Source organism: Brevundimonas sp. AVps23W (assembly GCF_058681395.1).
In genome coordinates this window covers 922883-947325 of the sequence record NZ_CM178738.1, presented here as the reverse complement: position 1 = coordinate 947325, position 24443 = coordinate 922883, and the positions used below count along the sequence as shown (strand labels likewise).

General features: G+C 66.1%; 27 protein-coding genes. 7 read left to right on the top strand and 20 right to left on the bottom strand.

The features are described 5' to 3' along the window. Positions 1-75: 75 nt before the first annotated feature. The gene (rpsD, locus tag ACW177_RS04635; protein ID WP_271164458.1) at positions 76-693 is read right to left on the bottom strand and encodes a 30S ribosomal protein S4; all 618 of its coding nucleotides are present in this window, start codon (positions 691-693) and stop codon (positions 76-78) included. Between the two features lie 252 nt (positions 694-945). On the opposite strand from rpsD, the gene ACW177_RS04630 reads away from it, so the two are divergent. Then, entirely contained in the window at positions 946-1146 is a 201-nt protein-coding gene (locus ACW177_RS04630; RefSeq protein ID WP_492027465.1) for a hypothetical protein, read from the top strand. Positions 1147-1168: 22 nt separating this feature from the next. On the opposite strand, the gene ACW177_RS04625 is transcribed toward ACW177_RS04630, so the two are convergent. The 10 genes from ACW177_RS04625 to ACW177_RS04580 all read right to left on the bottom strand — a co-directional run bounded on the left by ACW177_RS04625 (position 1169) and on the right by ACW177_RS04580 (position 7700). Then, entirely contained in the window at positions 1169-2104 is a 936-nt protein-coding gene (locus ACW177_RS04625) for an MBL fold metallo-hydrolase (protein WP_492027464.1), read from the bottom strand. A gap of 81 nt (positions 2105-2185) precedes the next feature. Further along, positions 2186-2797, bottom strand: coding sequence for a superoxide dismutase (locus tag ACW177_RS04620; RefSeq protein WP_492027463.1), 612 nt, complete (start codon positions 2795-2797; stop codon positions 2186-2188). A 104-nt stretch (positions 2798-2901) separates the two neighbouring features. Continuing rightward, complete coding sequence (locus ACW177_RS04615; RefSeq protein WP_426024789.1) at positions 2902-3126, bottom strand: hypothetical protein; 225 nt, start codon at positions 3124-3126, stop codon at positions 2902-2904. Positions 3127-3141: 15 nt separating this feature from the next. Continuing rightward, positions 3142-4110, bottom strand: coding sequence for a DUF4350 domain-containing protein (locus ACW177_RS04610; protein ID WP_492027462.1), 969 nt, complete (start codon positions 4108-4110; stop codon positions 3142-3144). Between the two features lie 4 nt (positions 4111-4114). Next, a complete protein-coding gene (fghA, locus tag ACW177_RS04605) occupies positions 4115-4969 on the bottom strand; it encodes an S-formylglutathione hydrolase (protein ID WP_492027461.1) in 855 nt (284 codons plus the stop codon). Continuing rightward, positions 4966-5379 (bottom strand): type II toxin-antitoxin system VapC family toxin, encoded by a 414-nt coding sequence (locus ACW177_RS04600; RefSeq protein ID WP_372705153.1) that lies wholly within the window; start codon positions 5377-5379, stop codon positions 4966-4968. Before ACW177_RS04600 ends, fghA begins: the two co-directional genes overlap by 4 nt. Continuing rightward, the gene (locus ACW177_RS04595) at positions 5376-5603 is read right to left on the bottom strand and encodes a FitA-like ribbon-helix-helix domain-containing protein (protein WP_372705154.1); all 228 of its coding nucleotides are present in this window, start codon (positions 5601-5603) and stop codon (positions 5376-5378) included. The genes ACW177_RS04600 and ACW177_RS04595 overlap by 4 nt, the downstream gene beginning before the upstream one ends. Before the next feature lie 39 nt (positions 5604-5642). Continuing rightward, positions 5643-6026 carry a VOC family protein gene (locus ACW177_RS04590; protein ID WP_492027460.1) on the bottom strand — a complete coding sequence of 128 codons (384 nt, stop codon included), beginning with the start codon at positions 6024-6026 and terminating at the stop codon, positions 5643-5645. A 64-nt stretch (positions 6027-6090) separates the two neighbouring features. Beyond that, positions 6091-6525 (bottom strand): P-loop NTPase family protein, encoded by a 435-nt coding sequence (locus tag ACW177_RS04585; protein WP_492027459.1) that lies wholly within the window; start codon positions 6523-6525, stop codon positions 6091-6093. Between the two features lie 68 nt (positions 6526-6593). Beyond that, on the bottom strand, positions 6594-7700 hold the full coding sequence (locus ACW177_RS04580; RefSeq protein WP_492027458.1) for an S-(hydroxymethyl)glutathione dehydrogenase/class III alcohol dehydrogenase: 1107 nt from the start codon (positions 7698-7700) through the stop codon (positions 6594-6596). 255 nt (positions 7701-7955) lie between these two features. On the opposite strand from ACW177_RS04580, the gene ACW177_RS04575 reads away from it, so the two are divergent. Then, entirely contained in the window at positions 7956-8612 is a 657-nt protein-coding gene (locus ACW177_RS04575; protein WP_492027457.1) for a DUF6624 domain-containing protein, read from the top strand. A 31-nt stretch (positions 8613-8643) separates the two neighbouring features. Next, positions 8644-9345, top strand: a complete 702-nt coding sequence (locus tag ACW177_RS04570) for an NAD-dependent deacylase (protein WP_492027456.1) — start codon at positions 8644-8646, stop codon at positions 9343-9345. A 54-nt stretch (positions 9346-9399) separates the two neighbouring features. Here the strand turns inward: ACW177_RS04570 and ACW177_RS04565 are convergent, their stop codons facing one another. Then, positions 9400-9957, bottom strand: a complete 558-nt coding sequence (locus tag ACW177_RS04565; RefSeq protein ID WP_373878070.1) for an OmpA family protein — start codon at positions 9955-9957, stop codon at positions 9400-9402. 373 nt (positions 9958-10330) lie between these two features. Here ACW177_RS04565 and ACW177_RS04560 point away from each other — a divergent pair, with 373 nt between their 5' ends. Further along, positions 10331-11164, top strand: coding sequence for a hypothetical protein (locus ACW177_RS04560; protein WP_492027455.1), 834 nt, complete (start codon positions 10331-10333; stop codon positions 11162-11164). A gap of 191 nt (positions 11165-11355) precedes the next feature. Here the strand turns inward: ACW177_RS04560 and ACW177_RS04555 are convergent, their stop codons facing one another. From ACW177_RS04555 to ACW177_RS04535, 5 genes are all read right to left on the bottom strand, one after another. After that, positions 11356-11679, bottom strand: coding sequence for a YnfA family protein (locus tag ACW177_RS04555; protein WP_492027454.1), 324 nt, complete (start codon positions 11677-11679; stop codon positions 11356-11358). Beyond that, positions 11676-12470: an RNA methyltransferase gene (locus ACW177_RS04550; protein ID WP_492027453.1), complete on the bottom strand. Its 795-nt coding sequence runs from the start codon at positions 12468-12470 to the stop codon at positions 11676-11678. The genes ACW177_RS04555 and ACW177_RS04550 overlap by 4 nt, the downstream gene beginning before the upstream one ends. Positions 12471-12606: 136 nt before the next feature. Continuing rightward, positions 12607-13626 carry a phospholipase C/P1 nuclease family protein gene (locus tag ACW177_RS04545; RefSeq protein ID WP_492027452.1) on the bottom strand — a complete coding sequence of 340 codons (1020 nt, stop codon included), beginning with the start codon at positions 13624-13626 and terminating at the stop codon, positions 12607-12609. 60 nt (positions 13627-13686) lie between these two features. Continuing rightward, positions 13687-15540, bottom strand: coding sequence for a monovalent cation:proton antiporter-2 (CPA2) family protein (locus ACW177_RS04540; RefSeq protein ID WP_492027451.1), 1854 nt, complete (start codon positions 15538-15540; stop codon positions 13687-13689). 82 nt (positions 15541-15622) lie between these two features. Then, entirely contained in the window at positions 15623-16435 is an 813-nt protein-coding gene (locus ACW177_RS04535; RefSeq protein ID WP_492027450.1) for an isocitrate lyase/PEP mutase family protein, read from the bottom strand. Between the two features lie 176 nt (positions 16436-16611). Here ACW177_RS04535 and ACW177_RS04530 point away from each other — a divergent pair, with 176 nt between their 5' ends. The 3 genes from ACW177_RS04530 (at position 16612) to ACW177_RS04520 (ending at position 20130) form a co-directional block, all read left to right on the top strand. After that, complete coding sequence (locus tag ACW177_RS04530) at positions 16612-17019, top strand: CBS domain-containing protein (RefSeq protein ID WP_492027449.1); 408 nt, start codon at positions 16612-16614, stop codon at positions 17017-17019. A 64-nt stretch (positions 17020-17083) separates the two neighbouring features. Beyond that, positions 17084-17650: a hypothetical protein gene (locus ACW177_RS04525; RefSeq protein ID WP_492027448.1), complete on the top strand. Its 567-nt coding sequence runs from the start codon at positions 17084-17086 to the stop codon at positions 17648-17650. Positions 17651-17745: 95 nt separating this feature from the next. Continuing rightward, positions 17746-20130, top strand: a complete 2385-nt coding sequence (locus ACW177_RS04520) for a PAS domain-containing sensor histidine kinase (RefSeq protein WP_492028074.1) — start codon at positions 17746-17748, stop codon at positions 20128-20130. 116 nt (positions 20131-20246) lie between these two features. On the opposite strand, the gene ACW177_RS04515 is transcribed toward ACW177_RS04520, so the two are convergent. From ACW177_RS04515 to ACW177_RS04505, 3 genes are all read right to left on the bottom strand, one after another. Then, a complete protein-coding gene (locus ACW177_RS04515) occupies positions 20247-22748 on the bottom strand; it encodes a TonB-dependent receptor (protein ID WP_492027447.1) in 2502 nt (833 codons plus the stop codon). Between the two features lie 291 nt (positions 22749-23039). Continuing rightward, positions 23040-23414 (bottom strand): Rieske (2Fe-2S) protein, encoded by a 375-nt coding sequence (locus ACW177_RS04510; RefSeq protein WP_492027446.1) that lies wholly within the window; start codon positions 23412-23414, stop codon positions 23040-23042. 5 nt (positions 23415-23419) lie between these two features. Further along, on the bottom strand, positions 23420-24418 hold the full coding sequence (locus tag ACW177_RS04505) for an NAD(P)H-dependent glycerol-3-phosphate dehydrogenase (RefSeq protein ID WP_492028073.1): 999 nt from the start codon (positions 24416-24418) through the stop codon (positions 23420-23422). Positions 24419-24443: the final 25 nt, after the last annotated feature.

Sequence of the window (24443 nt, the reverse complement as noted above, 5' to 3'; positions counted from 1 at the left end):
GGCCCTTTTAAACTCAACATCTCTGCGGCGGCGAAAGTCGCCCGAAGGACGACCCCCGCGCCGGAGACGCTTCCCTTAGGACGCGTAGTATTCGACGACCAGGTTCGGTTCCATCTTCACGGCGTACGGCACGTCGGTCAGTTCCGGCACGCGGACGTAGCGGACCGAGAACGAACGATCCGACAGTTCCAGGTAATCCGGCACGTCGCGTTCCGACGACTGCTGGGCTTCGAGCACCAGAGCCATGTTGCGCGACTTTTCCTTCACGGTGACGACGTCTTCCGGCTTCACGCGGTAAGAGGCGATGTCGACCTTCTTGCCGTTGACCAGGACGTGGCCGTGGCTGACGAACTGGCGAGCGGCCCAGACGGTCGGGACGAACTTGGCGCGGTAGACGATGGCGTCCAGACGCGATTCCAGCAGACCGATCAGGTTTTCCGAGGTGTTGCCCTTGCGGCGGGCGGCCTCGTCATAGGTCTTGGCGAACTGCTTCTCGGTGATGTTGCCGTAGTAGCCCTTCAGCTTCTGCTTGGCCTTCAGTTGCAGACCGAAGTCCGAAACCTTCGACTTGCGACGCTGGCCGTGCTGGCCGGGACCGTAGGAGCGCTTGTTGACCGGAGACTTGGCGCGACCCCACAGGTTTTCACCCATGGCGCGGTCGATCTTGTATTTGGCGCTGTGGCGCTTGGACATTCTATTCTCTTTTCGACGATACGGCCCGGCATCCCCTCGATTGGGAATGCGATCTCAACGGCGGTCCACGCATCTTCCGTCATCAATCCCCGCGTCCGGCGAACCGGAAACGTGGAAGGCGGCGCTTATCGCCACACAGCCGGCCAGAGTCAAGCCATGTGGATCGTTAAGCACGTTGGTCGGGAACCCCGCAGGCTTAGCCGTTTTCTTGTCGTCGGAGGCCTATCTCCGGATGCCGTTGCGGAGGGCGACATGACGTATTCGACCGGCCTGACCGATGAGGCCTTCGACGATCTGAAGCAAAAGCTGATCGATCTGGTGGAGCCTCTTTCCGACAACCAGCTGCTGGACCTCGCCGACGGCATCCACGATTTGCTGCGTCAACGCCGCGTCCTGCGCCGGCATCATGCCGAACGGATGACGGAACGATCACGCGAGGCGTCGCTGAGCTGAGCCCGCGACGCCCGGACCGTGATCAGGTCGCCGGCTGCGCTTCGGTGATGAAGACGGCCCGTCCCTCGCGGGTCTGCACCTTCCCCAGTCCCGGGAAGGGGAAATGATAGGCGTATATATGGGCGCCCGACGCCCGCAGAGCGGTGATCTGGTCGAGACGCGCCTTCTTGCCCGCCGCCGGATCGTCATCATAGCCGACAGCCCACTCCGGATGTTCGACCGACAGGACCCAATGGTGCATCAGGTCGCCCGTATACAGCAGCTGGTTCTGCCCATCGGCGATCAGATAGGCGACATGACCTGGGGTATGACCCGCCGTGTCCTGGGCGTTCACGCCCGGCGCAACGTCGTCGCCAGGACGGAAGGTCTGGATCTTGGGCGTAATGACGCGAACCAGCTCCGCCATTTCCGGATTGGCGCGGATCGACGCCCACTCGGCCTCCGACATCCGGATCGCCGCATTGGGGAAGGCCAGTGCGCCGTCGGCGATCAGACCGCCCACATGGTCGGGGTGACCGTGCGATATCATGACGTCGGTGATGCTGGCCGGATCGACACCGGCCGTTTTCAGGCTCTGCATCAACTGTCCCTTGCCCGCACCCAAGCCAGTGTCGAACAGCATGGTTCGAGCGCCGTTCCGCACCAGCAACGGATGGATCTCCAGCATGATGGGATCGGCCGGTTGTCCGGCGGCGGTCAGGGGGCCGGCGACCGCCTGGGGCGTCAGGCCGACGCCGAAGACCTTGTTGTCGTTCGGGACCGGATTCTGACCGTCGAACAGGGCGATGGCGTCTAGGGCGCCGATCTTGAACCGATAGACCGGCTTCTCCGCCGGAGCAGCGACCGTCTGCGTCGGGTTCGGCGGGGCCGGCTCGCCCGATTTCTGGTCGTTCCCCGCCGGAGAGCAGGCCGCCAGGGCCAGGGCCGTCACGGCCGCCGTCGCCATAAGAATCCGCATCGTTCCACTCCTGTGTGCAGGCTGAATCGAAAACGCCCGCCGGAGGTTCCAGCGGGCGTCATCCAATCGCCTAGGGCAGGCTTAGATAGCGGCGGCGTACAGCGCGTTGACCTTGTTCCAGTTCACCACCGACCAGAAGGACTTCAGATAGTCGGCGCGGCGGTTTTGGTATTTCAGATAATAGGCGTGTTCCCAGACGTCGGCGCCCAGGATGACTTCGCCACGCTCTTCCACGACGTCCATCAGCGGATTGTCCTGGTTCGGCGTGGAGGTGATCTTCAGCTTGCCGTTCTGGACGATCAGCCAGGCCCAGCCCGAACCGAACTGGGCGGCGCCGGCGGCGTTGAAGTCTTCCTTGAACTTGTCCATGCCGCCCAGGTCGCTGTCGATGGCGGCGGCGAGTTCGGCCGAAGGCTGGCCGGCTTGATCGACGGGAGCCAGCAGCTCCCAGAACAGGCTGTGGTTCCAGTGGCCGCCGCCGTTGTTGCGGACAGCCTTGGGGGCGGTGGAAATGCTGGTGAAGATTTCTTCCAGCGACTTACCCTGAAGCTCCGGATCCGCATCGACCGCCTTGTTCAGGTTATCGACATAGGTCTGATGGTGCTTGTCGTGGTGGAAGGTCATCGTCTCCTTGTCGATGGCCGGCTCCAGCGCATCATAGGCGTAGGGCAGCGGGGGCAGGGTGAAGGCCATTGGAGTTCCTCGCGACAGATTTCCGATGCGCCTCATCTAGGCGCCCGTTTGCATAACCCAAGCACCATCGCCCGGATTCGTTCCGACTTATCGGCCGGGAACGGCTAAGCTGGCAAGTTCGCCTTCAGGCATTCGCGCACGGCGCGCTTAACATCGCCCGGCGCATTCGGCTCGTCCACGCCCTCCGCAGCGAAGACGGCGCGAACGGCGGCGTCCAGCCCGTTCGGCAAGGCGGCGATCACGCGCTTCTGCCCCTTCTCGTGCAGGCAATAGCCCACCTCGCGGCACAGGGCGGAGAACATCGGCTCGTAGGGATCGGTGGCGCTCATCGCGCCCCTCTAGCATCAGGGGAGGATACGCGACAGCCAGTGCATAAGGTTCAGCGCAAACTGCTGGTCGTCATGACCGTCGGTGTTCAGGCCGAAGCGAGAGGGTTGGCGGTCCGGCTGATCGGAAAAGCGCACGATCTGCGCCGTCAACATGCCGGCCTCACCCAACACCACGACCCTGCCCGCGCCGAACGGGAAGGCGACGCCCTGGGCGAGAAGGGCGGGCCGCGTCAGCTCTGCCTTCACGACATCCGCATTCTCGCCCGCACGCAGGCGCTGCCGAATGACCTGAAGGGTCGCCAGATCCGGCGCTTCCAAAGCGTCGTCGCTCATCGCCAGCAACACGGTCGATCCGGCGGGGCCCTTGAGGGACTGGCCGGTAAAGGTCTTGACGACCTGGACGCCCTCGCCGCCCCCGCGACCGGCGATGATCGGGTGATCCCCCAGCGCCTGTCGTGGAAAGACCAGATTGGTCGTGACGTCGTGGAGCGCCGATTGAAAGGCGTAGCCCTTGCCCATCGTCACGCCGAACCTCATGCCCAGCGCCTCGGCCGCCGTTCCATGCGGCGCATGATCAGCCGCCAGCAGCAGCGAACCGCCACGTTCAACCCACTGCGCCAAGGCCTCGATCTCGGCCTCATCAAAGGCGGAGACACGAGAGCCGTTCTCGGGGCTGGCGGCGTTGGCGATCACCAGCACCGCGACGCCGTCCAGCGCGCCGGGCGCATCCAGCCGCCCTCGCCCGGCGTCTACTCGATAGCCGTCGGCCCGCATGAGAGCGGCAAACCCGGCGTAGCGGCCGTCGATGGTCTGAAGGCTTCCATGCCCCTCATCGACGCGGATCAGCGGCCCATCGGCTGTATAGGCCGGAGCGGCCACCTGCGGACGCCAGTCGAGATCGCCAACCTGCTCCTGCGCCGCCGCCAAAGAGGCGTGTAGGGCCAAGAACAGCCCGAGCATCAGGACCGGCCCGAGGCGCGTCATCCCCTCAGGCCTTCAACCGTTCAGCGTGGAAGGCGATGTGGTCTGCGATGAAGCTGGTCATGAAGAAGTAGGAGTGGTCGTAGCCGGGTTGCAGCCGGATGGTGACCTTCTGACCGGCGGCGTCGGCGGCGGCCTGGAGCAGTTCGGGCTTGAGCTGGTCGGTCAGGAAGCTGTCGGCGTCGCCCTGGTCGATCAGGATGTCGTCATAGACGTCTTTGGCCGCGCCGGCCTCGATCAGTCTGGCCGCGTCGTGACGATCCCAGGCGACGCGGTCCTCCCCCAGATAGGCGGTGAAAGCCTTCTCGCCCCAGGCGCAGCGGGTCGGCGAGCAGATGGGGGCGAAGGCCGAGACCGACCGGAACAGATCCGGATGGTTCAGCGCCAGGGTCAGGGCCCCGTGTCCGCCCATTGAATGGCCCGAAATCGACCGGACGCCGGTGGTCGGGAACTCCGCATCGATCAGGGAGATCAACTCGTCCGTGACATAGGATTCCATGCGGAAATGCGGCGCCCACGACGCCTGGGTCGCATCGACATAGAAGCCCGCGCCCTGCCCCAGATCATAGGCCGGATCATCCGCCACGGCCCGTCCCTCAAGATCGGGGCCGCGCGGAGAGGTGTCGGGCGCGACGATGATGACGCCATGCTCGGCGGCGGCGCGGTAGGCGCCGGCCTTGGTGGTGAAATTGTCCTCGGTGCAGGTCAGGCCTGACAGCCAGATCAACACCGGGAACGGCCCCTGCCCGCCCGGAACGAAGACCGACAGCGTCATCGGCGTGCCCGTGGTCGCGCTGTCGTGCTTCAGATAGCGCAGGGTTCCGCCGTGGACGATATGGGTCTTGGTGGTTTCAAGGGTCATTTGCTCTGCTCCAGAAGCGTCACTTCGAGGCCCAACAAATTCGCCTGGGCGGCCAGCCTCTTATCCACAGTCACCAGCGGGAGCCGTTCCCTTGAGGCCAAGGCCAGATACAGGCAGTCGTAAACGGGATGCTGCAGGCTCGCGCTCAGGCGCTGAGCGTCTTCCAGCAGGTCGATATCCGGCGTCGTCTCTATTCGGTCGGACACGCTGGCGACGACTGCGCAGGCCTCCTCGATATCGAGCAAGCCAGCGCGGACATATTTCCAAAGCGCATTCGCCAACTCCACAAGCATCAGGGCCGGCGCGACCGCATCCACGCCAAGCCTGATGCTGACGGCTCGCTCGAACAGCGCGTCGTCCGGCAAATACCATTTCAGGATCAGGCTGGCGTCGAAGACCGCCCGGCTCACCGATCACGATCCTCGCGAATGAGCGCCGTGCTGTCCAAGGTCGAGCCCTTCAGCTTTTCGCGAACGCGAGCAGCGACCTGTTCAAACCGCTCCTCGGCGAGTTGAACCTCACGCGCCGCCATGTCCCTGAATTTCTGCTCCAGGGAAATGTTCTGCGCCTTCGCCATCACCTTGAGACGGGCGACGATGCGGTCGTCGAGATCGCGTACGAGAACCTGGGCCATCCCTTATGATAGCACGACGCTATCACCGCACCAAGCGCCTCACCCCATACGGTGCATGGCGCAGATCTTGTTGCCCGAGGGATCGCGCAGATAGGCCAGCACCAACGTGCCGAACGCTCCCTGACGCTCACCCGGCGGATCCTCGATGGCGCGACCGCCGGCGGCGACGCCGGCGTCATGGAAGGCCTGGACCATCTCGGGCGTCTGGGCGGCGAAGCCGATGGTGCCGCCATTGGCGTGACAGGCCGGCTCGCCGTCGATCGGCGCGCCGACCGCAAAAGCGCCGCGCGGCGTGCGCCACCAGTAACGGCCCTTGGGGTCCGGTCCCTGCCCAGGGTCGACTCCCAAGGCGCCAAGCGCCGCATCATAGAATTGGCGCGACGCCTCGATGTCGTTGGCCCCGACAGTTACGTGGGTGAACATGGTCAAACCTCCCGATCCAAGTCCGTCTTCTTAGACAACTAACTGACCTGCACGCAAGCCGTCCTCAGGCGATCCGCGCCGATAGAGATTGGAGCGCAGCCGTTCGGTCCGCTGCCGTCACGACATGAAATCTCGCGTCAGGCCGCTTTTCGATGTCCGAGAGAATGCCCGGCCTCACGCGTTCCGGGAACCGCCAGATGATGCTGACCAGTTGCGGAACGATCAGGATTTCAGGACAGGCCTCCGGCAGACCGGGGCGACTGCGAAACAGATAACGCCAGTTCCGTCTGGCGCAGCGCAGCAGGCAGGTCCCGCGCGGCACATCCAGAAAGATGACGGCATCCGCCGCCTCGCGCACTCGCGCAGACACGCCGTCTATCACCCAGGCTGGCCTGGCGATCAAATCTCGCTCGGCCTTCTCGCGCTTCTCCGACGAAGCCTTGCGCCATCCGGCCTCCCAGACAACCGCATCCAGCCCGAAGACGGGCAGATCGAACAATCGGCCGATCTCCGAGGCTAGCGTGGTCTTGCCGCTGCTGGCATTGCCCGTGACGTGGATGCGTTGGATCAGAACACCACCACAGATCGAATGCTCTCGCCCGCGTGCATCAGGTCGAAGGCCTTGTTGATGTCCTCCAGCGGGAAGGTGTGGGTGATCATCGGGTCGATCTCGATCTTGCCGTCCATGTACCAGTCGACGATGCGCGGCGTGTCGGTGCGGCCGCGCGCGCCGCCGAAGGCGGAACCGCGCCAGACGCGGCCGGTGACCAGCTGGAACGGGCGGGTGGCGATCTCCTTGCCGGATTCAGCCACGCCGATGACGATGCTCTCGCCCCAGCCGCGATGGCAGGCTTCCAGCGCCTGGCGCATCACCACGGTGTTGCCGGTGCAGTCGAAGGTGTAGTCGGCGCCGCCACCGGTCAGTTCGACCAGATGGGCGACCACGTCGGAGACGTCCTTGGGATTGACGAAATGGGTCATGCCGAAGCGACGCCCCCACTCCTCTTTATCGCCGTTGATGTCCACGCCGACGATCATGTCGGCGCCGACCATCTTCAGCCCCTGGATGACGTTCAGGCCGATGCCGCCCAAACCAAAGACCACGGCGTTGGCGCCCGGCTCGACCTTGGCGGTGTTGACCACGGCGCCGACGCCGGTGGTCACGCCGCAGCCGACGTAGCAGGCCTTGTCGAAGGGGGCGTCCTTGCGGATCTTGGCGACCGCGATCTCGGGCAGGACGGTGTAGTTCGAGAAGGTCGAGCAGCCCATGTAGTGGGCGATGGCCTGGCCCTTGTAGCTGAAGCGGCTGGTCCCATCGGGCATCAGACCCTTGCCCTGGGTGGCGCGGATCGAGGTGCAGAGGTTGGTCTTGCGCGACAGGCACGACTTACACTGGCGGCATTCGGGCGTGTACAGCGGAATGACGTGGTCGCCGACGGCGACCGAGGTCACGCCCGGCCCGACCTCGACCACCACGCCGGCGCCCTCATGGCCCAGGATCGAGGGGAAGATCCCCTCGGAGTCCAGACCGTCCAGCGTATAGGCGTCGGTGTGGCAGATGCCGGTGGCCTTGATCTCGATCAGGACCTCGCCCGCCCGGGGCCCCTCCAGATCGACCTCAACGATCTCAAGCGGGCGTTTAGCTTCGAAGGCGACGGCGGCGCGGGTCTTCATGACGGGGGCTCCTTGGTTGGAGCCTGTTTGTCACGAGCGGCGGCCTGAACGCCAGCCGGGGAATACACTGTCTAATCACATTTTTTTTGAGTGTATTTTCGTACATTCTTGTCAGCTCGACCTGACATCGCCGACGCCAGAATCAACATAGCAGACGCTTGCGGCGAAAGTGAGGTTCGCTGGCGGGATTGCACACGACGGACTTGCATCATCCACGCGCCTCGATAGTCTCGTCCGGCAACGGAGAAGCGCTTCATGCTGGCCTGGTTCCTCGCCGCCGCCTTGAGCTTGGGCGACCTGTCCCCCGCCGCCGAAGCGGCGCTTCGTCCCTTGACCGAGGCCATCGCGACCGCGCGCGCCAAGCAGGCGATCCTGCCCCCGAATCCCACGCCGCGCGATCAGCTAGAGCTGGCGCTGACGCTGGATCAGGAACCACTGAAGGCGATGCACAGCGTCGATCTCTCGGCGCTCTCCGAAACGGATCGGCTCGCCGCCCGGACCGAGGCCGAAGCACGGCTGGACGCCATCAGCGACGAAACCGTGACCACCGTTCTGTCGCTGGTTCCGCCCGAAGGCTGGTTTTCCAATGCGACCTACGGCCAGGAGGCGGCGACCGGGGCCTTCTTGGTCATCCAGCACGCCGACACGGCCTTGCAAAAGCGGTTTCTGCCGGCGCTGGAAGCGATGGCCGACCGTGGCGAGGCGCTGAAGTGGCAGTATGCGATGATGTACGACCGCATCGCCGTCGCCGAAAACCGCCCACAGCGATACGGCACACAGATACAATGCGTCGCCGGCCGCATGGTCCCTGCACCGACGGAAGACCCGGAACAGCTGGAACAACGTCGCGCGCCGATGGGGTTTCGCTGGCCCGACTACCCCGCCTATCTGGCGAACTTCGGCGCTTGCTGAGCGAGCCACAGGTCAGGCAAACGATCACATCATGAACCTCGTCGTCCTGACCGGCGCCGGCATATCGGCCGAGAGCGGCGTGCCTACCTTTCGTGCGGACGATGGTCTGTGGTGCGGGCACAGGGTCGAGGATGTGGCGACGCCGCAGGGATATGCGGCGAACCCGGCCCTGGTGCAGGACTTCTATAATCAGCGGCGGCGGCAGTTGGCGCAGGTTCAGCCCAACGCCGCCCATCACGCCCTGGCCGAGCTGGCGGCGCGGTGGGAGGGGGAGTTCCTGCTGGTGACGCAGAACGTCGATGACCTGCACGACCGGGCGCACGCCGAGACGCCGCCGGCGGCGGGGTTCGAACTGATCCATATGCACGGCGAACTGCTCAAAGGTCGCTGCACCCGGTCGGGCGTGGTGATGGACTGGCCCGGCGACATGGCGGCGGACGAAGCCTCGCCGCATCATCCGCAGGGGCGGATTCGGCCGCATATCGTCTGGTTTGGAGAGACGCCGTTGGCCATGGAGCGGATCGAGGCGGCGCTGGAGGCCTGCGACCTCTTCGTCTCCATCGGCACCTCGGGCGCGGTCTATCCGGCGGCGGGGTTCGTACAGCTGGCCCGTCACGCCGGGGCGCGGACGGTGGAGATCAATCTGGAGCCGACGCAAGGCGCGCGCCTGTTCGACGAGGGGGTCTATGGCCCGGCGACGCAAGTCCTGCCGGCCTTCTTCGAGACCCTGTAGACGCGAAAACGGCGGCCGCTGCGAGGCGGCCGCCGGTCTCGGGCCGTCCGCCGGTTAGGCGAGGACGACGATGGTCACGCGGCGGTTCTGCGAACGGCCTTCCGGCGTGTCGTTCGAGGCCACCGGCTGTTCCTGACCATAGGAGATGGTCGCCATCCGGTTCAGGGCGACGCCCTGACGGTTCAGGAAGCGACGCACGGCCTCGGCGCGTTGCTCGCCCAGCTGGTCGTTATGCTCGGGCGTCCCGGTCGCGTCCGTATAGCCCTGGATCTCCAGATAGACGTTCTTGTTCTCGCCCTGCAGACGCTGGGCGAACTGGGCCAGGCGCTGCTCGGCTTCGGGCGACAGGGCCGCCGCGTCGGTCGGGAATTTCACCGAATCGTCCGACAGGACGACCTGATAGAGGAATTTGCCTTCCGCCAGCTTGTGCGCGTCGTTGGCGCGTTGGAGGGCCTGGCCCGCCGTGCCTTCGACGCCGGTCACCCGCGTATCCACCACCTCGACCTGATCACGCACGAAACGATGGCTGGCGCAGCCGCTGGCCGCGAAGCCGAGGGCGATGAGGGCGCCGCCGAGGACCGCCGTCCTGAGTTTCGATCTGCTCAAGTTCATGTCTCCTTCTTGCTGGGAGCGCCACGCCCAGTTCCATGCGCCAGATGAAACTGCGGTAGGCGAGAAGGCGGAGTAATGACGCGCTTTGGGCGGTAAAATGTCAGCTTAGCCGTTATATGAACGCGCATTTCTCACAAATATTGCGCCTTATCGGAACCATAGCGCGAGCCGGTACGTTGGCCCGCCAGCAGGCTACGCCGTATGGCGGACGACCGGATCTATCACTGATCTTTATCAGCAGTCAGTTGTATTAGAACCCATGCCACGTTCCTGACGCGACTGAATGTTTTCAACAGGTCGTCGTGATTTTTTACAGGGGTTCGTCGCGGATGAACATGCGAACGACGTCTCGCACCGTATCACGGATAGGCGATTGAGCGCGGCAGCGACGAGACGACGGGCGCTGGCGATCGCGCCGGTGCTGGTCGGACACGCGGCCCTGGTGCTGATAATGACCGCCGTCCAGCCTGAGACGCTGACCCTGCCGACGCCGGAACCGGTGATCGTGGTCGAACTGGTCGCGCCCCCTCCGCCGCCCCCACCCGCCCGCATCCCAGCGCCCGATCCTTCACCCACGCCAGACGCCCCGGCCGCAGCAGCAGAGAGCGCCGCCCCGGCCAAGCCCGCCCCCCGACGCGCCCCGCCCGCCGTCGCGGCGGCGCGGCCGCGAAAAATGGTGGACCGGGTTCCGCCCGAGGTGGAGCCCCTGCCCGCCGCCCCCGGGCCGCCAGGACCGCCCCTGCCCCTGCTCGGCGCGGCGCAGCTGGCGGGCGCGACGACGGTGGGCGCGGGACCAGGCGGTGGCAGGGGAAATGGGGTAGGCGGGAGCGGCGGCAGCGGCGGAACGGGATCAGGCCCCGGTTCGGGCGGCGGGTCCTGCGACATGGTGCGCTGGGTTCAGGACGCGGTGCGCGACGACGCCGCCGTGCGCCGCGCCGTGATTGCCGCCAGCCAGGAGATGAACGCTTCAGGCCGAGCCATGCTGGTCTGGGACGGCGACTGGCTGCAAAGCCGCAACCAGTCAGGCAAGGGCCTGGCCGGCGTGCGCCAGGCCATCGCCTTAGAAGTCGCCTTCGCTCCGGCCGAGTGCAAGAACCAGCGGATGACCGGCCTCGCCATCTTGAAGCTGGAGGACGGCGTCGACGGGGCGCGGATCGCCCTGGGCAAGGGGAGCTGGCGCTGGTCGGATTTGCTGGGGGCGAGGTGAGGCGCCTCCTGCTTTCGTCATTCCGGGCGAAGGGCCGCTTGGTCCGAAGACCCGGAACCCAGCGGCGCCGAAGGCGAAATCCTTACGCCGCTTGTTCGAAGATCAGAGTCCGCGACAGGTTCGCGCTATCGCGCGCCGCTGGGTTCCGGGTCTCCGCTTCGCTTCGCCCGGAATGACGAAAGAAGAAGAGGTCAGCCCCTTGGCCCGAACAGGATGATCCCCGCCCCGATCAGGCAGACCGCCCCGCCGATCAGGTCCCAGCGGTCGGGCGTCGTCTTCTCGACCACAGCCATCCAGACCAGAGACGCGCAGATATAGACCCCGCCATAGGCGGCGAAGGCCCGGCCTGCCGCGTCGCTGGGGACCAGGGTCAGCAACCAGGCGAAGGCGATCAAGCAGACCACGCCCGGCGCCAGCCATAGCGGCGACCGATCCAGCTTCAGCCAGGCCCAGAAGGCGAAACAGCCGCCGATCTCCGCCAGCGCCGCCAACGGATAGATCAGCAGCGGCTTCACTCGGGCGCGTCCGGCTTCTCAGTCTTCGCCGCCCGCTCGGCCGCCAGCTTGGCCAGCACCCGCCCCCGCCCTTTGGCCAGTGCGTGGATGGCGCCGCGCATGGTGGCGACCTCCTGTTCGGAGAAGGCGGCGCGGCCCAGCATGACGCGCAGGTTCTGGCTCATCGAACGCTTCTTCTCGGGCGGATAGAAGAAGCCGCCGTTCTCCAGCTCCGCCTCCAGATGTTCGTACATGCCGACCAGCAGGTCGTTCGAGGCCGGCGGCTCACTGTCGCGGAAGCGGGGCGGCGGGGCGTCCAGGATCAGGGTGCGCCACTCATAGGCGTTGATCGCCACCGCCTGGGCCAGGTTCAGCGAATGGTGTTTCGGATCGATGGGGATGGTGACGATGCCGGCGCACAGGGCGATGTCGGTCGTCTCCAGCCCCGCCCGCTCGCCGCCGAACAGCAGGCCGGTCTTCAGGCCGGAGGCGGTGTCATCGTACAGGATGCGGCCGGCCTCACGCGGGGTGCGAACGGGCTGGCGCGTCTCGCGCGGGCGGGCAGTGGTGGCGAAGACGGTGTTCAGGTCGGCGGCCGCCTCGGCGACGCTGTCGAACACCCGCACCCCCTCCAGCACCCAGTCGGCGCCCGAGGCCGTGGCCCAGGCCCGTTCCTGGGGCCAGCCGTCGCGGGGCGTGACCAGACGCAGGTCCGACAGGCCGAAATTGGCCATCACTCGCGCTACGGCGCCAATGTTCTCGGCCATCTGTGACTTGTCGAGGATGACGGCGGGGGGCGTGAAATCGGACATGGAGCGTGGGTACTGGCGAGGTGATGAGTGAAGAGCGCTAGTGAGCAAGAGGTGAGCCGAGACATTCACGCACGCGCGACACGCTCACTTCTCGCTCACTAGCACTATTCACCACCCCCGATCATCAGAACCGAGATCAGTCTTCACCGACCATGGCGATCCAGGGATCGACGGTTCCGGCCTCAACCTCGGCCACCTTGACGGCGGGCCAGCCGATGGAGGCGCTGCCCGAAGCGGTCCAGGCGGCGGTGATGAAGTCGCGCAGCTCGGCCGCGCCGGCCGCCAGACGTTGGTTGACGAAGGCCGCGCCGCGCGGGTCGCTGTCGCGGAAGGCGCCGGCCTTCTCCAGTCGGTAGAAGGGGATGACCGTACCTACAGTCGTGGTCAGATAGGAGACGGTGCGGGCCTTGACGTCGAAACCGTCCAGATTGGCGGCCGGCATGGCGGCCTCGACCGCGTCCAGACGGGCGACCCGGTTGGTGAACTCGCCTTCGAACAGGGCGTGGGTCTGGCGCGAATTGGTGAAACCTTCGGGGTTCGGGAAGTCGCCCCAGCCGTTGTAGTGGATCGTCGTGTGGTGCGGCTGAGACCCGTCGCCGACATAGTGGCCCATCACCCCGATGTCGCGCAGGATCAGCGCCTCGCGGCGCTGGCGGTCCGCCCGGTACCAGGCCTGGCGCTCCATATTGGTCTCGCGCTTCTCGGCGGCGTTCAGCACGCGCCAATAGGCGAAGTCGCGGCCCAGGTTCTGCCAGGCGTCGATCATGGCGTAGGGCAGGTAGCCGGCATCATCGACGTCCAGCCCCGCCTTGGTCAGGGCCGCGTCATATTCGGACTTCAGGCGCGGCAGTTCGCCCAGGGTCATGCCGCGTTGGTCGAAGACATGCCCCTCATCGTCCAGATCGATGAAGTGCGCGGTGTCTCGTTCGCGGTCATGCGGCTGGCCCGCGCCCTTCCAGCGGTCGGGTTCGCGCGCCAACTCGCCGACGTCGGCGATGGCGCCGGGAGTCTTCAGGAACGCGGGCAGTGCGTCAGGCAGAGCCCGCATCGCCGCCACGCCAATGAGCCGGTGTCCGGTATTGCCCCAGGCGTCGACGGTGACGGCGGGCGCGACGACGGCGAGGAGCGCCAGGGCGGCGATGGCGAGACGTTTCATGGAGCGACCTCGGAAGACGGGAATGGTCGCTCTAGCGCATCGTCGCGGCCGCCTCCACCACTAGGTGTCCGCCGTCTCGCGGGGAGACGGCGGGCCGGCTTCGTCCTCGTTCAGCAGACGACCTTCGCGGCGCGGTTTGACGTAGGGGGCGGGCTGCGGCGTCGGCATATTGCCGCGCATCAGCTGACGCCCGGCCTTGATGCCGCCGGTCAGTTGCAGGTCCAGCCGGGCCTCGTCGCGACGGCGGACGTCGCCGATGGTCTCGGCCGCCTGCCCTTCGTCCATGCCCAGCTCGACCAGGGCGCGCTCGCCGAACTTCAGCGCCGACTCGAAGGTCTCGCGGATCTGATAATCGACCCCGGCCTGGATCAGGCGCATCGAATGGCCCCGGTCGAAGGCGCGGGCCATGATCTTGGTCGTCGGGAACTCGGACTTGACCAGTTCGACGATGCGGTCGGCGACCTCGGGCTTGTCGACGCAGACCAGGACGATCTCGGCCTCGTCCGCGCCCGAGGCCCGCAGCGTGTGCAGCTGGGCGCCGTCGCCGTAATAGACCTTGAACCCGAACTGGGAGGCGGCCTGGATCATCTCGACGTCGTTCTCGATGATCGAGACGTCCACGTCGCGCGCGAGCAGGGGCTGGGACACGACCTGGGCGAAGCGGCCGAAGCCGATGATCAGGACCTGACCGCGCAGATCCTTGGCGAAGTCCACACCGTCGGCGTCCTCGGCCGACACGGTCAGCTTGGGCAGCAATCGTGCGGTGAACAGGCTGGTCAGGGGCGTCAGGGCCATGGACAGGATGACGATGGCCGACAGCATGGCGCCGATCTGGGCGTCGAACAGACCAGCTGTCACCGCCGCGCCGTAAAGGACAAAGGCGAACTCGCCGCCCTGGGCGAACAGGGCCGCCCGTTCAACCGCCTCGTGGTGCGAGGCCTTGAACAGGCGGGCCACAACATAGATGCCCGCCGCCTTGACCGCCATGAAGGCGACCACGCCGCCGACGACCAGACGCCAGTCGGCGACCACCACCGACAGGTCCAGCGACATGCCGACGCTGAGGAAAAACAGGCCCAGCAGGATGGCGCGGAAGGGCTCCACATCCGCTTCCAACTGATGGCGGAAGGTCGATTCAGACAACAGCACCCCGGCCAGAAAGGCGCCCATGGCCATCGACAGTCCGCCCAGGGACATGGCCCAGGCGGCGCCGACCACGACCAGAAGGGCCGCCGCCGTCATCACCTCGCGACCGCCGTATCGGGCCAGTAGGCGGAAGATCGGATTGACCAGATATTTGCCCGCCAGCAGCACGCCGCCGACCGCAGCAACCGCGAAGCCGATCGTCTGCCACAGCGGCGGCGCCTGCTCGTTCGCCACGCCCAGCACCGAGGCCAGAATGGCGACGATAGCCAGAAGCGGCACGATGGCCAGGTCCTCCAACAGCAGGATGGACACGGACCGCTGTCCGGGGCCGCCCGCGATCTCGCCGCGCTCTTCCAGCATCTGCATGATGACGGCGGTGGACGACAGGACGAAGCCCATGGCGCCGACAAAGGCGACCGGGGCGGAAAACCCGGTCAGCATGGCCGTCAGGGTCAGGATCAGCCCGCAGAACAACACCTGGGCCGCGCCCAGGCCGAAGATCTCCTTTCGAAGCCCCCACAGGCGTTTGGGCCGCATCTCCAGTCCGATGATGAACAGAAAGATGACCACGCCGAACTCAGCAACATGCAGGATGGTCTCGGGTTCGCGGAACAGCTTCAGTCCGAACGGCCCTATGGCCAGCCCGGCGGCCAGATAGCCGAGCACAGAGCCCAGTCCGACCCGCTTGAACACCGGCACGGCGATGACGCCCGCCGCCAGAAGAGCGGCAGCCGCCCCCAGATCCAGTCCCGTCGCCGCCTCGGCCATCGTGTCCCCTGATATGCGAGCGACAATATTGGGGAAGCGAACGCGATAATGCGAGCCCTATCCGCCCACACCGTCGCCGTGATCAACCAAAGACGATGCTGATTTTCGTCAAGCCGTCTCCGGCGGGCGACATCGCCGACCAATCTTCGGCCAGTCCGTCGGCCAGACCTTTCAACCGCTCCAGAATGGCGAGCATCGGGTAAGGACCAGTGCTGATCCGACAAGCGCCCGCCGCGAACAGCGCCGTCGCCGGCGGCGCGTCCGGCCCCGCCATCAGGCTGATCGGCCCGCCGACGCCATCGACCAGACGTTTCACGACGGCGGGATCGGTCACGCCCGGCAGGAAGACGACATCCGCCCCGGCCTCCAGCCAGGCACGACCCCGTTCGATCGCCATCCCGACGCGCATGGCCTCGCTGTCGCCTAACCCCAACAGGAAGACGTCCGTGCGGGCGTTGATGACAATTTCAGGCGCGGCGGCGCGCATTGCGGCGATGCGGGCCTGCTGATCGGAAACCGATGCGAGGGCGCCGGGGGCAGCATAGTCTGCGTCCTCGAAATTGACCCCGACGGCGCCGGCGGCCCAGGCCTGGCGCGCGGTCTCGGCCGCATCGACCGCGGTAGGGCCGTAACCAGCCTCAACATCGGCGTTCAGCGGCAGATCGAGGGCGCGGGCGACGGTCGCGATCTCCCGCATCATCTCAGCGCGCGTCAGACCCTCGCCGTCGCGAGCGCCGCGCGCCCAGGCGACGCCTGCGCTGGTGGTGGCCACGGCGGCGAACCCTGAGGTCTGAAACACCCGCGCGCTGGCGGCGTCCCAGGCGTTCGGCAGGATCAGACCGCCCTGTCGATGCAGGTCGCGGAAGACTTGGGCGCGGCGTGTCTGGTCGGTCATTCTGATCTCCTATCTGGATGAGTCATCTGACATCGAATCCACATCCAAGGGCTGGCGATTTTCGGACGCGGTCAAAAGACGGCGTGGCGGCCGGCGCCCGCCGCACAAAGGCGCGACACAGCGGAACCCCGCTGCTTGAGACGGGTTTTACTGACAAGCCTTCACAAGGAAATGCCATGAAGATCCGCGACGTGATGACCCGGGATGTCCACCTCGCCCGGCCAGGCGACACGATCCAGGAGGTTGCGGCGCGGATGGCGAAGGGCGATTTCGGCTTCGTGCCCGTAGTGGAGGGCGACCAGTTGATCGGCGCCATCACCGATCGCGACATCGTCGTGCGGGCCGTGGCGGCCGGAGCGGCTCCGACCGCCCCCGTGGTCGAATATATCACCCGCGATCCGCAGACTGTCCTGGACACCGATGACCTGAAGTCGGTTCTCGACCTGATGGGATCGCGCCAAATCCGACGCGCGCCCGTGGTGGACAAGCATGGCCGGATCGTCGGGGTGATCTCGCTGGGCGACCTGTCCACCCGGGTCAAGGAGAAGTACGCCGGCGAGACGCTGGAGAGTATTTCGCGTTAACCCAACCCTCACACCGGGCGCTAACGTCCTTGGTTCATCCTCTTGGAAATCGTTGGAGGGTGGAATGGCGCGCGCGCAGTTCCAGAAAGGTCAAAAGGTCTGGGTCGAATGCGTCGGCGCCTGGGCCACCATCGAAAAGGTCCAGCCCGTCTGGGCCAAGGGTTTCGACGAGCCGGTGCGGGTCACCTATGACGTCGGCCTGGGCCGCGAATTCGCCGCGACAGAACTGATGATGGCTGCAGAAGACGCCGCCGGCGCTGAAATCGGCGACTGGCGCCTGCTGCGGGCACGCAACAAGTGGCAGGCCGAGGAAGATTGCCTGCATCATCCCCAGCCAGGCACCTATCCCGTGGTCGTCACCGACACGGCCGACTGGGGCGGCTGGCGGGTGCCGGGCGCCGAGTACGACCGGGATCCGTCAAAGATCGAATTCCAGGCCCGGTTGATCGCCGCCGCCCCGCGTCTGATGCAACTGGCCGAGAGCCTGATGGATCTGGTGGCCGAGGCGCCGGACGACGCCCCGCCGGCCGTTCTGGCCCTGGCGCGACAGGCCCGTGAGACGCTGCGGCCTGTGACCGAGATCCTGGAAGGGGCGCCCGCGCGGATTTCATCCCCGGCGGCGGCGGCCTGAGGCCCAGAAAGCGTTAACCAAGCCTCGACAGGAATCCGCGACACAGCCTAGATTCCCCCCGAAGCTGATTTGGTCGGGAGAGCGCCTTGCGGGGCATGGAGCGGAGGCAGGAAGGACGGGGTCGCCGCGCCACCGACCACACCCCCGGCGCCCCGGCCTGGATTCGCATCGGAGTTCTTGCTCTCGCCCTGGGCGCAACCGCCTACGGCCTATTGCTGTCGCGCGAGGCCGGTCGCCCCGTTCGTGATGCGCTACGCCTGAGCGAGGAAAATCTGACCCTAAACGCGCAGTTGGCGGCCAGCGAGACCGCCGGCCTGATGCGTACCGCTCGCGAGGGCCTGAACGCAGGCGAGGCCGCCCTGGGCGAAGACGCCGAACCTATCGCCGTTGTGGAGGCCGCACGCCGGGCGGCGCCGGACATCGGTTTCACCGTCGTCGGCCCTGACGGCGCCGTTCTGGCGAGCCAGGGCGAAGGCCGTCTCGCCGTTCCGGGCGCAGACCTGTGGGAACGACGGCTGGAGGCGCGGATCGCGCCGCCCCTGGGCGAGACCCCAGGAATGCGGATCGTGTCCGGCGCCGGGGTCGTCCTCGCCTCTGCGAAGCTCGAAGAGCAGGGCCGATCCGCCCAGGCCGTGCTCGGTCTTGCGGTCGGCGACTTGGCGTCCTTCAAGCAGCCGCGCCAGGTCACGACGGACCGGGGCGAGCAGACGATCGTGGCGGTCCCTGTCGCACCCGGCGGTCCTTATGTGGTGGCCGCAGGCGAGCCCCCCGTCCACGGACTGGCCGCCCTGATTGACGACTCCTGGCTTCTGGGCGCCCCCATCGTCCTGGGCCTGGGCGTCATGGTTCTGTTCCTTTGGCAAGGCGTGGGACGGGCCCGCGCGAGCCGCGAATGGGCTTCGACAGAAAGGCGTTTCCGCGTCGCCGTGGAGGCCGCACGCTGCGGCGTCTGGGAATGGGACCTTGAGTCCGAAGAAGTCACCCTGTCCGACTATATGGCGACCCTGCTGGGCTTCGAGCGCGGCGGCGTGGTGTCGAGCGACGGGGTTATGAGCCGTATCCATCCGCGCTTCCGCGAAGAGGTACGCCACGCCCTGCACCAGGCCTCGGCCTATGGCGCCTTCGAGGTGACCTTCCCCGTGCCCGGCGAAGGCGGACGCACCCGCTGGATCGACGCCCGGGGCCAAGCGCGCGGCGCGCGCGGCGAGGCCGGATTTTCGGTCATTCTGGGGGTCGCCCTGGACATCACCGAGGCGCGCCGGGCCAAGGCCGCCGCCCAGTCGGCCGAGAGCCGCCTGCGGGACGGGGTCGAGAGCATTTCCGACGCCTTCGTGCTGTTCGACCGGCACGGCCGCTTGATCCTTTGGAACCAGGCCTTCGAGGACGCCTTCGGCTTCCAACGGGACGTGGTGCGGCGCGGCGCGGCCAAGGACGAACTGAACAGGATCGCCGCACTGGCTATCAAGGCCGAACACGCCCCGGCGCACGGCCGCGCGGGCCTGCGCGAGGTCGAGTTGCACGACGGGCGCTGGCTGCAGCTGTCGGAACGCTTCACCTCCGAGGGCGGGTCGGTCGTCACCGCCGCCGACATCACCGCCATCAAGCGTGAAGAGGCCGAGCGTCGCCGCGCCGTCGAGGATCTGAGCCGCACCGTGGCCCAGCTCGAATCCAGCCAGCAGATGCTGTCGCAGCTGGCGCGCAAGTACGAAGTCGCCATGACCCGCGCCGAGGCCGCCAACCAGGCCAAGTCCGAGTTCCTGGCCAATATGAGCCACGAGCTGCGCACCCCGCTGAACGCCATCAACGGCTTCTCGGAGATCATGGCCGCCGAGTTGTTCGGGCCCATAGGCGAGAAGTACAAGGGCTATGCCGGCGACATCCTGAAGTCCGGCCAGCACCTGCTCAGCCTGATCAACGACATCCTGGATATGGCCAAGATCGAAGCGGGCAAGATGACCCTGCACTACGAGGCCGTATCGCTGCGCGAGGTATGCGACGACGCGGTTCGCCTGATGCGCGGAAAGGCGCAGGACGCAGGCCTGACCCTGACGGTCGAGGCCGGCGATCTGCCCGATATCGAGGCCGACCAGCGGGGGGTGAAACAGATCTTGCTGAACCTGATCTCGAACGCGGTGAAGTTCACGCCCGACGGGGGCGCCGTCACCCTGTCGCTGACGCCGTTCAAGGGTACTGTCGGCGAGGATCGCGTCCGCATCGCCTGCACCGACACCGGCATCGGCATTGCGGCGGAGGATCTGACCCGGCTGGCGCGCCCGTTCGAGCAGGTCGAGGGCCAGCATTCGAAGACGACCCAGGGCACCGGCCTGGGCCTGGCCCTGACCAAGTCGCTGATCGAGCTGCACGGGGGTCAGTTGTCGATCCAGAGCGAACCCGGCGTCGGCACCGTGGTCAGTTTCGACCTGCCGACCCGAAGGCCCAATTCCACGGTGACGCCGATGAAAACCGCCTTCGCCGCCTGAGGCGGCGCGCCTCCCCAAACCTCCTCACGCGCAAACGAAAACGCCCCGGAGCCTGAGCTCCGGGGCGTTGCACGTCCGTAGGCGCACCGTCTTAGGACGGCGCGCCTGACCGATGATTAGAAGGCGTAGCGGATCGAGGCCTGGATCGTCCGCGGCGCGCCTTGCGACGCGTACGGACGGCTGGAGGCGCTATAACCCGGCTCGGTCGGCGTGACCGTCACAATCGTTCCGAGCGAGCCATAATAGTCCTCGTCGAACAGGTTGATCACGTTCAGCTGCGCATAGGTTCCGGCCATACCGAAATAGCCCAGGTCGAAGCGGGCGTCGGCGTTGACGGTCGTATAGGCGTCAACCTTCAGGTCGTTGACGTCGGTGACCCAGCGCTCGCCGACATATTTAACCTGGACGCCGGTTTGCAGCGGACCGGTCTCGTACTGGGCGCGCAGACCAAAGGTCCAATCCGGCACCTCGACCAGGGTCTTGCCAGCCGTGTTGTAGGTTGTGGTCGTGTTATAGACCACGTCATCCTTGATCTCGCTGTCGTTATAAGAGGCCGACAGATAGATCGACAACGGTTCGATCGGCGAGAAGCCCAGTTGGGCGTCGAAGCCCTTCAGGTCCACGTCGCCGACGTTGCGGTCGGCGTAGATGCCGGTCTCTTCGTCATAAGTCGAGAGGATGCGGTTTTCGAACTGGCTGTACCAGACGCTGGCCGAGGCGATCAGGGTTCCGCTCTGGTAACGATAGCCGAGGTCGAAGGTCTTGCTCTTCTCCGGATCGACGATCGGGCTGACCAGGTCGCCGTCGGCATTGTACGTCACGGTGTACAGGTTATCCGTCCGCGGCAGGGTCAGGCTTTCGGCGTAGGAGCCGTAGACGCTGTGGGCCGAGTCGAAGCGCCAGGTGGCGTTCAGGTTCGGCAGGATGTCGTCGAACGACTTCTCGCGGCTGTAGGGCGCGATGTAGTCGGTCGTCGAGGTTCCGAACCGGTAGTAGGTGTAGTTGGTGGTTGAGTTCGGCGAGACCGTCGCGGTCTGGGTGGTGCAGAGCACCGAGCTGGTGCCCTTGGCCGAGTAGCAGTTCTGGTTCATCTCACGCTTGAAGAAGGGCGCGCGGACACCCAGGCTCAGGCGCAGGTGGTCGTCGATGAACTTGCCGCGGTATTCCACGGCGAACTGGTTCAGTTCGGCATAGGACAGGCGGTCACGCGAACGCAGGGCGTAGCCGTCCAGGTTGACGACCCGGTTGTCCTCTTCCTTCAGACCGCCCCAGATGTCGGCGAAGACCGGAGCGGTCGGGTCCGAATAGTCGATATAGCCGTACTGGCCCGTCTGACGGTGACGCGCCCGATCATAGGTATAGGCGAGGCGGAACGAATGGTTCTCGCTGGGCGACCACAGCAGCGAGGTGTTGATGCCGTAGCGCTGGGTGTGGGTGTTCGACGGCGACATGACGCGGACGGTGTCCAGCGTATCGCCATCGCCGTTCAGGTCCACGCCGCCCGAGGTCTTGGAACCGCGCAGCACTGAGTTAGTCTCAGACAGAGTCGTTTGCTGGGAACCGCCGTTGGCCAGGGTGTACTGGAACGAGGGGTCAAACGTGAAGATCAGACCCTTGGCCAGGGTGAAGCGCGACTGCCCACGGATATTGCCGGTGTCGGACGGATTGATGCGCAGGCCGTAGTAGTTGGTCGTGTTGCTGTCGCTGTCCGCCGTGCCGTTGCGGAAGGTCGGCGCCGTGTAGGTGTTGGTGAAGTCCACGTCCCAGCCGTAGGGGCTGACCTCGACGTCAGAACGCGAATCCGTGGCCGACTGGATCAGATACGGGCCATTGTAGGCGTTGTTCCGGTTGCGGTTCCAGTGGAAGGCCAGCGAAACGAAGTCGCCGTTGTCGCGGATCGGCTGGTAGATCTTGGCGTTGTATTGGGTCTTGTTCAGGTCGCCGAGGCCCTTGAACTTGTCATAGGACTGGTCGGAATAGGCGAACCAGGCGCGCGTGCCCCAGGGGCCGACGGCGCCGGTGTTCAGCAGCATGGCGAAGCGCTTATAGTTGAAGTCGCCGAGCGAGCCCTGGACCCAGCCGCCGAAGTCTTCAGTCGGGTCGATGGACGAGATATTGATCGTGCCGCCCGTCGCCGAGGCGGTCGGGCTGTCGGCGTCGGTCGTGCCGGTGTTGACCGTCGCCTCATCGATCAGATCGCTGTCGAGCTGCTGGTTGGTATAGAGGGAATAGTTGCCCGAGTCGTTCAGCGGCATGCCGTCGAAGGTCTGTGCGATACGGGGGCCGTCAAAGCCGTGCAGACGGATGTTGCCGCCCGACGAGCCATAGGGGTCGTTGTTGGTGAAGTTCATGCCCGGAACCAGGTTCAGGACTTCGTTGATCGACTGGCCCGAGGCTTGGGTCGAAATCAGCTCCTGATTGATGGTCGAGCGGCTCTTGCCGACCTGCTCGGCGGTGATCACGCCGTCGATGGTGCGCGGACCGCGCTGACCGGTGACGACGATTTCCTTCAGTTCGGCGGCTTCCGTACCGGTCGACTGAGCATAGGCGGTTCCGGCGAGAGAAAGGACGCCGGCCAGGGCGGTCGTCGCCCAGATCAGCTGTTTGCGGCTTGTCATGTAATCGATCCCCGATTGATGCGTCCGGGCGGCCGTGTCGGCTCTCCCGTCGCTCGCCCGGTAATCGGTTCAGCAGAACAATTCTCGAAAATAATGTGAAGTATAAATGACAATCACGGTATTTTGCCTTAATATTTCAGATTAGAAATATAAGATCGCGCCACCTCTACTTTCCCGCATCTCAAATGAATAATTAACCCATCAATCGTGTCCATTCCGACAACTAACATGACCCCACGTGCCCCCGCACGGAAGTTGGTCGGTCCGAGTCGATAGAAGCGAGTAATCCCTTCAGGCCGTGCGAATGATCCCGCCCGCCGCCGTCACCGGCCAGGGCGTCAACCGCCCGCCTGCGCACGGACCGCCCCTGCACTCGCCCGTCAGCGGCTCGAACACCGCGCCGTGCCAGCCGCACAGGATCAGCGAGCCGTCAGGCGTCAGATAGCGGTCCAGTTCCATTGCGATGGGAAAGCCGGCGTGCGGGCAGCGATCGACCCAGCCGGCGACCTCTCCATCCTTGCGCACGACGAAGCCGTGAAAGAAGGCGTCGCCGATCTGGAGAACGAAACCGCGCGAGCCGGGATCGGCGATGTCGGGTTCGGCGCATAGAGCCACGCCGGGCGGCGTCTTCCAGACCCGCTTGCGCTCGGTCGCTTCGTCGGACACGGAGGTCAGACCCGCTCGGCCTTCAGCGGGCGCGACAGCAGGCCGTCGATCAGGCCGTCCACCGTGATTTCGCCGGCAAGAAGGGCGGCGATGCCTTCAGCGATGGGGGTCTCCACCCCCAGGCGCGCGGCCAAGGCGCGCACGGCCGGCGCGCTCTCATAACCTTCGGCCACAGAGCGTTTGCCGGCCAAGGCCTGCTCCACCGTCTGACCTTGGCCCAGGGCAAGACCCAGGCTCATGTTGCGCGACTGGGGACTGGAGCAGGTCAGGACGAGATCGCCCAGGCCGCACAGGCCGGCCACCGTCTCGGCCTGACCGCCCATGGCGACGGCGAGCCGGGTCATTTCCGCAAAGCCGCGCGTGATCAGGGCGGCGTGAGCGCTGCGGCCCAGTTGACGCCCCTCGGACACGCCGCAGGCGATGGCCAGGACATTCTTCAACGCCCCGCCCGCCTCGGCCCCGACCAGGTCGGTGGCCAGATAGGGCCGGAAGCCCGGCGCCGACAGGGTGTTCAGCAAGGCTTGGCCCAGCACGAGGTCAGCGCAGGCCAGGGTGACCGCCGTCGGCAGGCCGCGCGCCACCTCGCCCGCGAAACTGGGGCCGGACAAGACCGCCGCCGGGGCGTCCGGCAGAGTCTCAGCCAGCACCTCGGTCATCAGTTTCATCGTGCCGCGCTCGACCCCTTTGGAGCACAGGACCACCGGAACGCCGGCGCGATGATGGGGCGCAAAGGCCATCAGGGTCGCCCGCATATGCTGAGCCGGGGGCACGGCCAGGATCAGGTCGCAGTCGCGCAGTTCGGCCAGATCGGCGGTGAACTTCAGATCCTCGGCCAGGGGGACGCCTGGCAGATAGAGGTCATTGGCCCGCGTCGCCGCCAGAGTCTCGACCAACTGGGGCTCGCGCGCCTGCAGCGTCGTGTCCAATCCGGCGCGGACGCAGACCTGGGCCAGGGCGGTGCCCCAGGCGCCGGCGCCGATAACCCCCACGGTGCGGAATTCCATGCGCCCTCCCGAGGCGGTCTCGTTG

Excerpts from the sequence above, each read along its gene's own strand:
- rpsD (WP_271164458.1), bottom strand. The coding sequence starts at position 693 with ATGTCCAAGCGCCACAGCGCCAAATACAAGATCGACCGCGCCATGGGT.
- ACW177_RS04630 (WP_492027465.1), top strand. The coding sequence starts at position 946 with ATGACGTATTCGACCGGCCTGACCGATGAGGCCTTCGACGATCTGAAG.
- ACW177_RS04625 (WP_492027464.1), bottom strand. The coding sequence starts at position 2,104 with ATGCGGATTCTTATGGCGACGGCGGCCGTGACGGCCCTGGCCCTGGCG.
- ACW177_RS04620 (WP_492027463.1), bottom strand. The coding sequence starts at position 2,797 with ATGGCCTTCACCCTGCCCCCGCTGCCCTACGCCTATGATGCGCTGGAG.
- ACW177_RS04615 (WP_426024789.1), bottom strand. The coding sequence starts at position 3,126 with ATGAGCGCCACCGATCCCTACGAGCCGATGTTCTCCGCCCTGTGCCGC.
- ACW177_RS04610 (WP_492027462.1), bottom strand. The coding sequence starts at position 4,110 with ATGACGCGCCTCGGGCCGGTCCTGATGCTCGGGCTGTTCTTGGCCCTA.
- fghA (WP_492027461.1), bottom strand. The coding sequence starts at position 4,969 with ATGACCCTTGAAACCACCAAGACCCATATCGTCCACGGCGGAACCCTG.
- ACW177_RS04595 (WP_372705154.1), bottom strand. The coding sequence starts at position 5,603 with ATGGCCCAGGTTCTCGTACGCGATCTCGACGACCGCATCGTCGCCCGT.
- ACW177_RS04590 (WP_492027460.1), bottom strand. The coding sequence starts at position 6,026 with ATGTTCACCCACGTAACTGTCGGGGCCAACGACATCGAGGCGTCGCGC.
- ACW177_RS04580 (WP_492027458.1), bottom strand. The coding sequence starts at position 7,700 with ATGAAGACCCGCGCCGCCGTCGCCTTCGAAGCTAAACGCCCGCTTGAG.
- ACW177_RS04575 (WP_492027457.1), top strand. The coding sequence starts at position 7,956 with ATGCTGGCCTGGTTCCTCGCCGCCGCCTTGAGCTTGGGCGACCTGTCC.
- ACW177_RS04570 (WP_492027456.1), top strand. The coding sequence starts at position 8,644 with ATGAACCTCGTCGTCCTGACCGGCGCCGGCATATCGGCCGAGAGCGGC.
- ACW177_RS04565 (WP_373878070.1), bottom strand. The coding sequence starts at position 9,957 with ATGAACTTGAGCAGATCGAAACTCAGGACGGCGGTCCTCGGCGGCGCC.
- ACW177_RS04550 (WP_492027453.1), bottom strand. The coding sequence starts at position 12,470 with ATGTCCGATTTCACGCCCCCCGCCGTCATCCTCGACAAGTCACAGATG.
- ACW177_RS04545 (WP_492027452.1), bottom strand. The coding sequence starts at position 13,626 with ATGAAACGTCTCGCCATCGCCGCCCTGGCGCTCCTCGCCGTCGTCGCG.
- ACW177_RS04540 (WP_492027451.1), bottom strand. The coding sequence starts at position 15,540 with ATGGCCGAGGCGGCGACGGGACTGGATCTGGGGGCGGCTGCCGCTCTT.
- ACW177_RS04535 (WP_492027450.1), bottom strand. The coding sequence starts at position 16,435 with ATGACCGACCAGACACGCCGCGCCCAAGTCTTCCGCGACCTGCATCGA.
- ACW177_RS04530 (WP_492027449.1), top strand. The coding sequence starts at position 16,612 with ATGAAGATCCGCGACGTGATGACCCGGGATGTCCACCTCGCCCGGCCA.
- ACW177_RS04525 (WP_492027448.1), top strand. The coding sequence starts at position 17,084 with ATGGCGCGCGCGCAGTTCCAGAAAGGTCAAAAGGTCTGGGTCGAATGC.
- ACW177_RS04520 (WP_492028074.1), top strand. The coding sequence starts at position 17,746 with ATGGAGCGGAGGCAGGAAGGACGGGGTCGCCGCGCCACCGACCACACC.
- ACW177_RS04515 (WP_492027447.1), bottom strand. The coding sequence starts at position 22,748 with ATGACAAGCCGCAAACAGCTGATCTGGGCGACGACCGCCCTGGCCGGC.
- ACW177_RS04505 (WP_492028073.1), bottom strand. The coding sequence starts at position 24,418 with ATGGAATTCCGCACCGTGGGGGTTATCGGCGCCGGCGCCTGGGGCACC.